10 protein-coding genes and 1 pseudogene are annotated in these 10,598 nt (G+C 71.4%); 5 read left to right on the top strand and 6 right to left on the bottom strand.

The features are described from left to right. Positions 1 to 48: 48 nt before the first annotated feature. The 3 genes from QSK39_RS02850 to QSK39_RS02860 are packed head-to-tail and all read right to left on the bottom strand — an operon-like array spanning position 49 to position 1,559. Complete coding sequence (locus tag QSK39_RS02850) at positions 49 to 552, bottom strand: winged helix-turn-helix transcriptional regulator (RefSeq protein WP_285476098.1); 504 nt, start codon at positions 550 to 552, stop codon at positions 49 to 51. A 32-nt stretch (positions 553 to 584) separates the two neighbouring features. After that, entirely contained in the window at positions 585 to 1,160 is a 576-nt protein-coding gene (locus QSK39_RS02855) for a GNAT family N-acetyltransferase (RefSeq protein WP_285476099.1), read from the bottom strand. Positions 1,161 to 1,169: 9 nt separating this feature from the next. Continuing rightward, on the bottom strand, positions 1,170 to 1,559 hold the full coding sequence (locus QSK39_RS02860; RefSeq protein ID WP_285476100.1) for a cupin domain-containing protein: 390 nt from the start codon (positions 1,557 to 1,559) through the stop codon (positions 1,170 to 1,172). Between the two features lie 43 nt (positions 1,560 to 1,602). Here QSK39_RS02860 and QSK39_RS02865 point away from each other — a divergent pair, with 43 nt between their 5' ends. Continuing rightward, positions 1,603 to 2,568 (top strand): helix-turn-helix domain-containing protein, encoded by a 966-nt coding sequence (locus QSK39_RS02865; RefSeq protein WP_285476101.1) that lies wholly within the window; start codon positions 1,603 to 1,605, stop codon positions 2,566 to 2,568. Here the strand turns inward: QSK39_RS02865 and QSK39_RS02870 are convergent. Beyond that, positions 2,565 to 3,080 (bottom strand): PadR family transcriptional regulator, encoded by a 516-nt coding sequence (locus QSK39_RS02870; RefSeq protein WP_285476102.1) that lies wholly within the window; start codon positions 3,078 to 3,080, stop codon positions 2,565 to 2,567. The genes QSK39_RS02865 and QSK39_RS02870 overlap by 4 nt on opposite strands. A 46-nt stretch (positions 3,081 to 3,126) precedes the next feature. Here QSK39_RS02870 and QSK39_RS02875 point away from each other — a divergent pair, with 46 nt between their 5' ends. After that, positions 3,127 to 4,473 (top strand): MFS transporter, encoded by a 1,347-nt coding sequence (locus QSK39_RS02875; protein WP_285476103.1) that lies wholly within the window; start codon positions 3,127 to 3,129, stop codon positions 4,471 to 4,473. Here QSK39_RS02875 and QSK39_RS02880 read toward each other — a convergent pair. After that, on the bottom strand, positions 4,445 to 5,038 hold the full coding sequence (locus QSK39_RS02880) for a TetR/AcrR family transcriptional regulator (protein WP_285476104.1): 594 nt from the start codon (positions 5,036 to 5,038) through the stop codon (positions 4,445 to 4,447). The two genes, QSK39_RS02875 and QSK39_RS02880, sit on opposite strands and share 29 nt — an antisense overlap. A gap of 64 nt (positions 5,039 to 5,102) precedes the next feature. Here QSK39_RS02880 and QSK39_RS02885 point away from each other — a divergent pair, with 64 nt between their 5' ends. Together QSK39_RS02885 and QSK39_RS53240 are read left to right on the top strand one after the other, a co-directional pair. Next, the gene (locus QSK39_RS02885; protein ID WP_285476105.1) at positions 5,103 to 5,564 is read left to right on the top strand and encodes a GNAT family N-acetyltransferase; all 462 of its coding nucleotides are present in this window, start codon (positions 5,103 to 5,105) and stop codon (positions 5,562 to 5,564) included. Positions 5,565 to 5,686: 122 nt separating this feature from the next. Continuing rightward, on the top strand, positions 5,687 to 6,682 hold the full coding sequence (locus QSK39_RS53240) for an NHL repeat-containing protein (protein WP_502873236.1): 996 nt from the start codon (positions 5,687 to 5,689) through the stop codon (positions 6,680 to 6,682). Here the strand turns inward: QSK39_RS53240 and QSK39_RS02890 are convergent. Further along, positions 6,622 to 9,723, bottom strand: a pseudogene (locus tag QSK39_RS02890) (glycoside hydrolase family 31 family protein); the annotation flags it as partial. The gene QSK39_RS53240 and the pseudogene QSK39_RS02890 sit on opposite strands and share 61 nt — an antisense overlap. Positions 9,724 to 10,166: 443 nt before the next feature. Between QSK39_RS02890 and QSK39_RS02895 the strand changes: the two are divergent. Then, complete coding sequence (locus QSK39_RS02895; RefSeq protein WP_285476107.1) at positions 10,167 to 10,481, top strand: hypothetical protein; 315 nt, start codon at positions 10,167 to 10,169, stop codon at positions 10,479 to 10,481. Positions 10,482 to 10,598 lie beyond the last annotated feature (117 nt).

Below are 10,598 nucleotides of genomic sequence, written 5' to 3' on the forward strand. Positions count from 1 at the left end.
TGAGCCTCTGACCACGATAGTTGCGTAGATAGACCTACGCTGTCAACGTCACTCCTGCCGGGCGAACCGCGCTTCGACGTCCGGGCGCTGCGCCAGCCGGGGCGGGAAGCCGGGGCCACGGCGCATGCGCGTGTCCTCCGGCGTCATCGGTTCGCCGCACTCCGCGCAGACGATTTCGGCGTGGGTGTCGTGCCCGCAGGCGGTGTGGTGCACGGTGATCGGCGGCCCGGCCTCGCTCGAAAGCCACTTGTCACCCCAGCGCGTCATCGCGAGCAGCACGGGGTAGAAGTCGCGGCCCTTTTCGGTGAGGACGTAGTCGTAGCGCACCGGCTCGGTCTGGTAGGCGACCTTCTCGAGGAGCCCCTCGTCGACCAAGCGCTTGAGCCGGTCGGCGAGGGTGTTGCGCGCGATGCCGAGCGCCTGCTGGAACTCGTCGAAGCGGCGGACGCCGTAGAAGGCGTCCCGCAGCACGAGCGGGGTCCACCAGTCGCCGAGGAGGTCCATGGTGCGCGCGATCGAGCACGGCCACTGCGCGAACGAGGTCCGTTTCATGCGGCCGAGAGTACCCCGTTTTCCAGAAGGACTCAGCAGGTCAGCCGCATGACGACCCGACGCGCGGTCGGCTGGCTGACCTCGGCGAAGCCGGCGTCGGCGAAGATCCCGGTGGTGCCGACGAACAACTCGCCGGGCCACGCGACCGGCTTCCCGGGCTCGACGCGGATCGGGTAGCCCTCGACCGCGCGGGCGCCCCGCTCGCGGGCGAAGTCCCCCGCCGCCCTCGCCAATGCGGCGCTCACCCCGCGTCGCCGGAAGCCCTTGCGGGTGACGAAACACGTCACGGCCCAGACGCCGTCGTCCTCGGGGTCCTCCTCGCGGCCGTCCCAGACCAGCCGGCTGCGGAGGAGCCGGCGATAAGCGGTGCGCGGCTCGACCGCGCACCAGCCGGCGGGCTCGCCGTCGAGGAAGGCGACGAGCCCGGTCGCGTGCTCGGCGGTCTGAGCGCGGAACCGCTCGGCGCGCTCCTCGGCGGTCCCCGCCTTCCACTGCGCCGGCGTCTCCTTGAAGTACTGGCACCGGCAGCGGGCCGGGTCGCCGCGGTCGCCGAAGATCGCTTGCAGGTCCGCCCAGGACGCCTGGTCGACGGGTACGACGGTCAGCATCCCCCGAAGCTAGACCAGGTGCCCGGTGGTCACGTCGACGTGGTCCGGGACCTCGTCGTGCTCGTCGCCGACCGAGAGCGTCCCCGCCGGTTCCACCAGGAGCACGCTCGCGCCCGCCTTCGACGACGGCTTGTGGAACGTCCCCTTCGGCACCACGAACACCTGGCCGCGCGCCAGCGTCACCACCCGCTCGTCCGGGTCGCGCACGCCGATCTCGATCTCGCCGTCGAGAACCAGGAAGAACTCGTCGGTGTCCTCGTGGACGTGCCACACGTGCTCGCCGGCGAAGCGCGCCAGCCGGATGTCGTAGTCGTTGACGCGGGTGACGATCCGCGGGCTCCAGGCGGCGTCGAAGCTCGCCAGGACTTCGTTCAGGTCGATCGGGTTCATGGTCACCATCGTCGACCTGGTGTTCCGGTCGCGGGAGTGCTAGGAATCGCACATGCCGCAAGAATTCTCGCACCGGGTCGTCGTGCTCGTCGACGAAGGCTCGAACCCCTTCGAGATGGGCGTCGCGACCGAGCTGTTCGGGCTGCGGCGGCCCGAGCTCGACCGGCCTTGGTACGACTTCGCGCTCTGCTCACCCCACCCGGAAGTCGCCATGCACCTGGGGATGTTCACGCTCTCCGGAGTGCGCGGCCTCGACGTCGCCGACACCGCGGACACGCTGATCGTGCCCAACCGGCCCGACCCGCTGACCCGGCCGTCCCCCGAGGTCCTGGCCACCGTCCGGCGGGCGGCCGACCGCGGCGCGCGACTCGTGAGCTTCTGCACCGGTGCGTTCACCCTCGCCTTCGCCGGCGTCCTCGACGGCCGCCGCGCGACGACGCACTGGCGCTGGGCCGACGACTTCGCCGCGCAGTTCCCGGACGTGGACCTCGAGCCCGACGTCCTGTTCGTCGACGACGGCGGTGTCCTCACCGCGGCGGGCAGCGCGGCCGCCCTCGACCTCGGCCTGCACCTGATCCACCGCGACCACGGCGCGGAGATCGCCAACGCGGTCAGCCGCCGGCTGGTGTTCACCGGCCACCGCGACGGCGGCCAGCGCCAGTTCGTCGAACGGCCGGTGCCCGCGGTGCCGGACACGTCGCTGTCACCGGTCCTGACGTGGGCCCGCGCGCGGCTCGGCACGCCGCTCACGGTGACCGACCTCGCGACGCACGCGGCGATCAGCCCGGCGACGCTGCACCGGAAGTTCCGCGCGGAGCTGGGCACGACGCCGCTGGCGTGGCTGACGACGGAACGCGTGACGCTGGCCTGCCGCCTGATCGAACGCGGCGAGCTGCGGCTGGAGCGGGTGGCCGAGGCGAGCGGCTTCGGGACGGCGGCGAACTTGCGCTTGCAGTTGAGGCGGCACACCGGGTTGAGCCCGAGTGCGTACCGCCGTCGCTTCGGCCCCGCGGCTTAGGACCCCTGCACCCGGCTCCGCGCGTCGGCGATCCAGCCGAGCATCGCCTCCAGCATCCGCGCCCGCAGCTCCAGGCCCATCGCCTGGGGGTCGGTCGGCCGTTCGGTTTTCGCCAGCTCCCGCAGGTACGCCCGCAGCGGCTCCAGCTCCGCGGTCAGGGCGCGTTCCTCCCTCGCCAGCACGGAAAGGGCATCATCGCGGTCCAAAGTGGACACCAGGAGGGCGCGCAGCGTGGACTCGTCGCGGACGGTCCGGTCCGGTTCGACGTCCACCAGCCAGCGGCGCAGCTCCTCCCGGCCGGCCGGGGTGACCTGGTACGTGCGGCGACCGCGTGGCCCTTCGGCGACCTCCTCGGCGAACCCCGCTTCGGTGAGCTTCGCCAGCTCGCCGTACATCTGGTTGCGCCGGGCGTACCAGACGCCCCGCATGACGTCGTCGAACTTCTTCGCCAGGTCGTAGCCGCTCTGCGGGCCGGGCAGGAGCGTGGCGAGGACCGCGTGACGCAGGGACATGCTCGTCATCTTTGACAGGTCAGATCTTACCGGTCAAACTCGACCTATGACTGAGCGCCGAAAACTGCTGATCCTGTTCGCCACCCTCGCCGGCATCCTGCTCAGCGCCCTGGACGGCACGGCCACCAGCACCGCGATGCCGAAGATCGCCGAGCAGCTGCACGGCACCGGCAGCCTGACCTGGGTCACCACCGCGTACCTGCTGGCCTCGACCGTGACCATCCCGGTCTACGGGCGGCTGGCCGACCTGCACGGCCGCAAGTTCCCCCTGCTCACCGGCCTGACGGTCTTCCTCGCCGGCTCGGCGCTGTGCGCACTGACCGGGGACATGCCGCAGCTCATCGCGTTCCGCACGGTCCAGGGCATCGGCGCGGGCGCGCTGATGACCGTCGGCATGACACTGGTGCGCGACCTCTACCCACCGGAGCAGTCCACCGGCCTGGCCCGCATGCAGACCCTGATGGCCGGCCTGATGGTGGTCAGCTTCATCGGCGGCCCGCTCGAAGGCGGCCTGCTCACCGACCACCTCGGCTGGCGCTGGATCTTCCTGGTGAACCTGCCCGTCGGCGCCGCCGCGATCGCCGTCGTGGCGGCACTCGTCCCGCACCGGCGGCCCGAAGACCGGGACACCGGGCGGTTCGACACGGCGGGCGTCGCGCTGCTCGCGGCCGCGATCTGCCTGATCCTGGTCGCCCTCGGCGCCGAGCACACGCTCGCGCTGCTGCCCGCCGGAGCGGTGCTGCTGGTCGCGTTCGTGGTCGTCGAACGGCGCGCGGACGTGCCGATCGTGCCGTTGCGCCTCTTCGGCAGCCGGACCTTCAGTGCCGTGACCGTCGCCGGCTTCCTGTTCACCGCCGCGACCACGCCCGCCGGGCTCTTCTTCGGGCTCTACTTCCAGCAGGTGCGCGGGTACGGCGCGACCGCCGCCGGGCTCATGGTCCTCCCGCTGATGGCCGGCATGCTGACGGGCAACCGCCTCACGGCGCTGGTCGTGCTCCGGACCGGGCACGTCAAGGGGCTGCTGGCCGCCGGGGCCGTGGTGGTGTCCGCCGCATCCGCGTCACTGGTGGCCATCGACGTGCTCCCGGCGTGGCTCGCCGTCACCTGTGCCGGCCTGATCGGGCTCGGGACGTCACCCGCGATGGGCGGGATCGCCATCGCCGCGCAGATGTCCGTGTCGCGGCGCGACACCGGCGCGGCGACGGCCGGGCTGAACCTGCTCAAGCAGCTCGGCGGCAGCACGGGCCTGGCGATCGGCCAGGTGCTGCTCGGAGCCGGGTCCATCGGCACCGCGATCGCGGTCGTCGGCGCCGTCGGCGGCCTGGCCGCACTCGGCGCGGTCCTCGCCATGGAGGACCTGGACGTCATGCCGGCGCGCCTCGCAACTCGGTGAGGGCCTTCGCCAGCGCGGCCTGCTGTACCCGCGCCGGATACCCGGCAGGGTCCGCCGCGGCCAGGACGTTCAAGCCTTCGACCAGCGCCACCAGGCTCTTCGTCGTCAGCTCGAGCCGCTCGTCCGTCCACTTCGGACGGCAGGCGGCGACCAGCCGGCGGATCCGGGCCAGGAACGAGTGGTTCGCCGCGCGGTGGCGTTCGGCCAGATCTTCGTCGGCCAGGGCCGCCGCGAGGAAACCCACCCACACCCGGGACTCGTCGTGGTGGCCGTGCGGCAGGTCGACCGCCTGGCCGAGCACCGCTCCCAGCGCCCCGAACGCGTCAAGACTCGCCGCTTCGGCCGCGTCGGCGCGGAGGGCGGTGCGGTCGTAGAGCAGGTCGCGCGCGTGCAGCAGCAACGCCTTCTTCGTCGGGAACGCGTGCATCACCAGCCCGGTCGTGCAGCCGGCGCGCTCGGCGACCGCGCGCAGGGTCAGCCCCGGCAGGCCGCCGTCGGCGAGGACCTGCCAGGTCGCGTTCGACAGCAGCTCCCGCTGGGCCTGGACGTCACGCTGCTTCGGCACGGAAACCTCCTTTCCGGGAAGCGTAACAGCTGCTACGGTAACGCTTGTTACAGAAAGGAGCACCGTGCCCACCACCATCGAGATCACGGCCGTGACCTGGGACGATCCCGACGCCGTCCGGCTGCGCGCGGCCCAGCGCACCGAACTGGACGCCCGCTACGGCACGGACGACCACGAGCCAGGCGCGATGCCGTCCGCCGAGACCATGGCGGTGTTCCTCGTCGCCCGGGACGCCGGCGGCACGGCCATCGGCTGCGGCGGGCTCCGCCTCCTGGGTGCGGGTTCGGGTGAGGTCAAGCGCATGTACGTCGACCCGGCGGCTCGCGGCACCGGCGTCGCGACAGCCCTGCTGCGTGCGCTCGAAGACCGCGCACGCGACTTCGGCATCGCCCGGCTGCTGCTGGAGACCGGCACCGGGCAGCCGGACGCGATCCGCTTCTACCAGCGCGAAGGCTACGAACCCATCGAGGCTTACGGGCCGTACGTCGGCGAACCGCTCTCGCGCTGCTTCGCGCGCGACCTGTGATCGGATTTCCGATGGCCACCCCAGCCTGAGCTATTGGTGGCCGGGGGCGCACCGGGCCTACCGTCGAAGGCACGGCGATCCGGGGTTCTTTTCGCCGTTCCCTTCACCGACACGGAGTTCCCTTGCGCATCAAGCAGATCGGCGCCGTGCTGGCCGCGGCCGCCGTCTTCGCCCTGCCGGCCACCCCCGCGGACGCGGCGCCGAGGATCGTCCCCCTCGACCTCGCCGCCGGGCAGCAGCCGGAGAACATCGCCCTGGAGCCCGACGGCTCCGCCGACCTCACTTTCGCCTACACCGGCGAAATCGGCCGCGTCACGCCCGGCGGGCAGGTCCGGGTCATCGCCCGGATCCCGGTACCGGACGACGGTGACGTCCCGGTCGTCCACAAGAGACTGTTCCTCGGCGGCATCGTCCGCGCACCCGGTGGCGACCTGTACGTCGCCGTCTCGACGGGCACCGCGGCGACCGGCCTGTACCGGGTCCGGCCCGGCACCGCGCCGGTCCGGGTGGCCGCGCTACCGCCGTCCGGCTTCCAGAACGGCGTCGCGCGCGACCCGGCGACCGGCGACCTCTTCGTCGCGGACTCGTTCGGCTCCACGGTCTGGCGGGTCTCCCGAGGACGCGTCACGGCCTGGGCCACCGGTGACCTGCTCGCCCCCGTGAGCGGCTTCGGCGCCAACGGGATCAAGGTCCACGCCGGCGCGGTCTGGGTGTCCAACCTGGACCGCGGCACGCTGGTGCGGTTCCCGCTCGCCGGCGGCCCCGGCCGGGTCGTCGCGACGGGCCTCGGGCCGGTCGACGACTTCGCCTTCCACGGCACCACCGTCGTCGCCGCGATCAACCAGGAGAACCGGGTGGTCACCGTCGACCGCGACGGCATCCACCCGTTCCTGTCCCTCGAGGACGGCCTGGCCAACCCGACGGCGGTCGCCGTCCGCGACGACAAGGTGTACGTCACGGACGGCGCCTACTTCGGCGGCTCGCCGAACCTCCTTCAGGCCACGCTCGCCGCAAACACGTGCAAGGCGGAGTTCGACGGCAGGGTCACCGCCACGACCTCCTTGCCCGCAGCCAGCGGGACGGAGTTCGCGAACACCCGGTACGGCGTCGTCGGGTAAGCCGGGCCCGCCTTGGTGTTCTTGCCCAGCACGGTCGCGACGGTCGTCGCGCCGTACTGGGCGGGATCGGCGCAACACCAGTTCGGCAGCCCCAGGTCGGCCTGGCCGGTGCTGCCGTCGGCGTACTGGACGACGACGGTGCCCTGGGCCGTCCCGGTGCCGGTGCCGGCCAGCACGAGCTTCGAACCACTGCCCCGCAAAGCGATCGTCTGCCCGGCGGCGACGACGTTGTCCGGCTTGCCGCTCCCGGCGTCCGGCCAGGTCAGCCGGGCACCGCCGGCCGTGAACACCGCTCCCGGCTCGAGACCCGCTTCGGCGAGCCCCTCGGCACGGAAGCTGCTGCCCCCGCCGTCGAGGTCACCCACCGCGGTGTGCGCCGCATCGGTGACGCCGACGTTCCCGTACGCCGCGGCCAAGGAGGCGTGCGGGACGGTGACGGCCGAGGAGTCGACGGCCTGGTGCGCGCCGGCCCGGGCCTGGTAGGTCGCGGTGGCGGTGACCTGGTAGTCCGCCGGCTTCAGCCCGGCGTCCGGGGTCAGCGTCACCGGCACCTCGACCTTCTGACCGGGCCACACGAGCTTCGGCGCAGCCGCGACCTCGGCGTGGAACCCTTCCGCACCAACGGAAATCTTGACGTCCCGCACCGGCAGCGGCGTGCCGTTGGTGAAGCTCGCCGTCGCGGCCACGGCCTGGCCCGGAGCGGCCAGCGAAGGCGCGGTCAGCGTCACCGTGCCGTTGTCGTCCTCCGGGAAGAAGCCGCCGACCGCGCTCGCGCCGAACAGCCGGACGTCCTGCCGGTCGCCCGCGCCGAGCTGCCCGGTCTTGACGCGCACGACGCCGTGCGCGGCCGGGTCGTACCACCAGCCCGACGGCGCCCGGTCCAGTTCGGCCTTGCTGCCGTACTGGCGCAGGACCCCGGTACCCGCCTGGACGGCGGCCGGCTTCGCTCCCGTGTGGACGGACAGCCGGTAGTTCCGCGCGGCCGGCTTCCCGGGGTAAGTACCGGTGCTCGTGCCGATCCCGACGGTCACCGTGCCCGGCCCGGACTTGGGCGCGTCGACGGTGAACGTCTGCTTCGCCTGCTCACCGCGCTGGTAGCCGCGGGTGACGCCGTCGTCCTCGGTGAGGGTGAAGCCGCCCTGGCCCTGCGGGTAGACGTCGAGGTCCAGATCGCTTTTGTCCCGCGTCTGCCACGACGTCGTGCCTTCGGCCCACATCGGCACGACGGCCCCGGCGCGGACGAACAGCGGGAGCGTGTCGAGCGGCGCGTCGTAACCGTCGACGGTGGCCGGACCGGTGTAGGTCTTGCCGCTCCAGTAGTCCACCCAGGTGCCCTTCGGCAGGTAGATGCCGTTGCGCACGGACGACTTCTCGTACACCGGCGCGACCAGGAAGTCCGTGCCGGAGAGGAACTCGTACTTCGCCTTGTCCGTCCACACGTTCGGGTCGTCCGGGTACTCCAGGGCCAGCGGCCGGACCTGGCCGACGCCGGACCGGTGCGCCTGCGCCGAGTAGCTGTAGGTGTAGGGCAGCAGCCGCTCCTTGAGCAGCAGGTACTTCCGGTTGATCGACGTGTACGGCTCGCCCTGGCGCCACGGCTGCTTGTCCGACGACGCCCAGCCGTCCATGGTCATCGCGGCGGGCAGGAACGTCTTCCACTGCAGGTCACGGACGTAGGTCTGCGGGCTGCCGCCGAAGATGCCGTCGATGTCGCCGGTGTTGTAGGCGATGCCGGACGTCGTCGCGCCCGCGTAGGTCGGGATCTGCCACTTGATGTAGTCGTACGAACCGGACTGGTCACCGCTCCACAGCACACCGCAGCGTTGCGCCCCGGCCCAGCTCACCGGCTGCCAGACGAACCCGCGGGCGTCGCTGTTGTCCTCGATGCCCTTGTACGCGGTGTCGCAGGCGTCGAGCGCGAACTGGTAGCCCGGGCCGACCCAGGCGACGTCCAGCTTGCGGACCCGCACACCGGCCTTGACCTCGTCGGCCTGGTTCGGGACGCCGTCCTCGGTCCAGAGGCCGAGCTGCATCTTGTTCTTCCTGAGGCCTTCGCCCGTTTGCTGCAGATCTTCGTAGCCACAGCCGTAACCGTCATTGACGAGCATCCAGCCGTTCGGCATTCCGTTCTCGGTGTAGCCGTCGGCGACCTTCACCGCATCGAGCGTGTGCCGCTTCCCGCGATTTGCATTTTGCAGATAGCAATCCGAATCACCGGTTTCCAGGCCGTAGATCGGCGGCATAAACGGCTTCCCGACGAGGTCGGTATAGCCCCCGATGACGTCTTTGAGGGTGTCGCCGACGACGTAGGTGGCGTCGAAGCGGCGCTCGTCGTGGGTCGTCTTCACCGGGGCCGTGAAGGAGTAGCTGCCCGGGGCGAAGGTGTTGCGCAGGACGCCATAACCCGAGGTAGAGGCATAGAACGGCTGCGAGTTGGGCGCGCCACCGTCGTTCCAGTTGTCGTCGGCGAAGATCCGGATCGTCCGGTCGCGGTGGCTGAACCGGCCGTTCTGCTCACCGCCGCCGACGAACTGCTCGGTCGCGGTCCTGGTCAGGCTCTGCGTGGTCGTGGTGCCGGTCCAGGACAGCGGGGCGGACTCGGCCCAGAGCTGCCGGCGGTCGGCGCCGTCGTACAGGGCGAACTTCAGCGGGTGCTTGTAGGCGCGCAAGGTCGCCTTGGGCGTCGAAACGGCCCAGTAGGCACCCTTGTCGACGCGCTGGGGCATGGCCGGCGGCGTGGTCTTCGGCAGGACGATCTTGCCGCCGGCCGGGTCGGTGAAGGTCCCGTCGGGGGCGAGCCAGATCCGGACGGCGCCTTCGGCCGGGAAGCTCACGCGCACGGCGGCGGCACCGGATTTCAGCGTCACCACCGGGCCGTCGGCCGAGATCCCGGCGAGGTCCCCGAGCTGCCCGGCGGGCGCCGCGACCGGCTCGGCGTACGCCGCGGCGGGGGTCAGCCCGAGGGCGGCTGCTGCGGCCAAACAGCCGAGCGACTGCGCAACTCTGCTCATTAGTGACACCTTTCGCGCATCAACACGCATGACGGGCTCTGTATAGCGCAGGTTTCGCGCAGTGTCACCCGCCGAACCGGTTCAGACGGCCGACTCACGACTTCCGTCGGGTCTCACGCTGCGCGACCGGCCGAGCGTCCACAGTGCACCTTTCGCGCTTCGGTACCGTTCCGCGGATTTTCCGTTCCCCATTTCGCTGAATATTCAAATGCACGTCCATGATCGGCACGTGCATCCGCACGCGAGCGGTGCACGCTCGCCGCCGCGGAACTCGCCATACCGGGGAAATGGTTGCTGTGCGCCAAATCCGCCGGTATGTTTGCGCCGTCCCCGGAGTGCCGGCATCGGTCGCGGGGGTTCGCGCTGCTCGGACACGGTGGGGAGGCCGATACCCGGGATAGCGCTTTCCGGTGGGATGGGTCCTCACCGGGGAGCAGGAGGGAAGCGGTGCCTTGGTGTACTCGGGGACGGTCATGGACGACCGCGTGACCGAGCCGTACCTGGTCGGTCAGGAAGCCATCGCGGGCGAGCTGCTGCGCGGAAAGTGGTGCGTCTACCTGCACGAATGGCTGGGCGACGAGCACGATCTCGCCACCTGGCGCGACGAGGTGGCCACGCACGCGGCGGAGTCCGGAGTGGAGGTGTGCTTCGTGGAGATCCCGCGCAAGGACATGACGCTCGTGGCCAACGTGCACGCGCTGCCGAGCTTCGAGCAGGTCACGCAGTCGGTGGCGGCGCTGGAACACCACAGGGGCACGGTCGCGGGCCGCCGGCGGCGGCGGCGGTGATCCCCGGGCTGTCCCGGCGGGAGTAGCCAGGTCAGGAGGTATGCCGCCTCCGCCGACGGCGCCACCTCGGCCGGAGCAGCCCGGCCAAGTGCGCCGCCTCTGCCGACGGCGCCCGCC

This window comes from Amycolatopsis sp. NBRC 101858 (assembly GCF_030269325.1).
Taxonomy (GTDB): domain Bacteria; phylum Actinomycetota; class Actinomycetes; order Mycobacteriales; family Pseudonocardiaceae; genus Amycolatopsis; species Amycolatopsis ponsaeliensis.

What these genes read in the sequence shown, in the direction of transcription:
- QSK39_RS02855 (WP_285476099.1), bottom strand. Translation starts at nt 1,160, where the DNA reads ATGCTGACCGTCGTACCCGTCGACCAGGCGTCCTGGGCGGACCTGCAA.
- QSK39_RS02870 (WP_285476102.1), bottom strand. Translation starts at nt 3,080, where the DNA reads ATGTCCCTGCGTCACGCGGTCCTCGCCACGCTCCTGCCCGGCCCGCAG.
- QSK39_RS02865 (WP_285476101.1), top strand. Translation starts at nt 1,603, where the DNA reads ATGCCGCAAGAATTCTCGCACCGGGTCGTCGTGCTCGTCGACGAAGGC.
- QSK39_RS02850 (WP_285476098.1), bottom strand. Translation starts at nt 552, where the DNA reads ATGAAACGGACCTCGTTCGCGCAGTGGCCGTGCTCGATCGCGCGCACC.
- QSK39_RS02875 (WP_285476103.1), top strand. Translation starts at nt 3,127, where the DNA reads ATGACTGAGCGCCGAAAACTGCTGATCCTGTTCGCCACCCTCGCCGGC.
- QSK39_RS02895 (WP_285476107.1), top strand. Translation starts at nt 10,167, where the DNA reads ATGGACGACCGCGTGACCGAGCCGTACCTGGTCGGTCAGGAAGCCATC.
- QSK39_RS02860 (WP_285476100.1), bottom strand. Translation starts at nt 1,559, where the DNA reads ATGGTGACCATGAACCCGATCGACCTGAACGAAGTCCTGGCGAGCTTC.